This window comes from Mycolicibacter heraklionensis (genome assembly GCF_001021505.1).
Classification (GTDB): Bacteria; Actinomycetota; Actinomycetes; order Mycobacteriales; family Mycobacteriaceae; genus Mycobacterium; species Mycobacterium heraklionense.
Genome location: NZ_LDPO01000061.1, coordinates 1 through 1,063, shown reverse-complemented (window position 1 = coordinate 1,063; position 1,063 = coordinate 1). Strand labels below are relative to the sequence as shown.

At 67.5% G+C, this 1,063-nt stretch carries 1 pseudogene; it reads right to left on the bottom strand.

Annotation, left to right across the window (positions count from 1 at the left end):
- A pseudogene (locus ABW16_RS23635) lies at positions 1 to 965 on the bottom strand (type VII secretion protein EccC); the annotation flags it as partial.
- Positions 966 to 1,063: the final 98 nt, after the last annotated feature.

Sequence of the window (1,063 nt, the reverse complement as noted above, 5' to 3'; positions counted from 1 at the left end):
ATGATCACCAACAGATGCCGTGTCGTCTCGGCCGGGCCACCGGTGAACGGCGGACGGGCCGCCAGCACCGGCGTCAGCAGCGCGGACAGCTCCTCCGCGCTGCTCGCCAGGTAGCGCGCCGGGCCGACGCCATCGACCTGGCCGGGAATGTCGACGTGCGGCAACCACTTGCACCATGACCAGGCCGGGCTCTCCAACTCCGGCGAAGCCAGCGCCACCCCGAGCACGGTCGGGTCATGCCACGTAACGGCTTGGGTGACCCAGGCCCGCAGCGCACCGCGTACATCATCGGCGGCACCATCGCCCTCTCCGAGCACGGTAACCCGGGAAACCTTCGTCAGGTCCAGGCCCACCGGCACGTCGCGCACCGTGCGCTGGGTGTCGAGCAGGCTGCGTAATGCACTGTGCGACACCGGCTCCAAGTCGATCTCATCAGCGGTATCAGCCACCCGCACCGGACTGGCCAACGGCACCGAATGCCGACCGGTGCGCAGCACCAGGAAGTCGTCGTCGTGCGGGTCGCGCTCCCACTGACGGCGCGAGCCCGGGACCGCAGCCAGATCCACCGGATCCGGATGCGACCACTCCGCCGCCGCCCGCTGCTTGGCGGCCGAACCCCGGATGTTGTCGCGCACCACCGACAAATACCGCAGATAGTCGGCCCGTTCCGCGTCGACCTCGACCGTGCGGGCCTTCTTATCCCCACCCCGATAAATCCCGGCCGCCGCCACCAACAACGCAAACGGGAAGAACAGCATCACCGGAGACACCAACCGCATCCCGGTGGCGACCATGGCAATCACCATGCCCACGATCAGGATGACGATCACCACCGGCAACGCCCGCTGCAAAAACGACGCCGGAACCAACCGCGGCAACTCCGGCGGCGGCTCAACCGTGATCGTGCCCCGATCCACAGGCGGCACCGGAAGCCGACGACGGGCCTCAAAAATCAAACGACTCATCGCGACTCTCCAACACTAGAAACCCCACCCAACTCAGCGGTGGCACGACGACCCGGACGCGCATCCGGCGCCAACCCGTCATGCGCCAACAACGCATC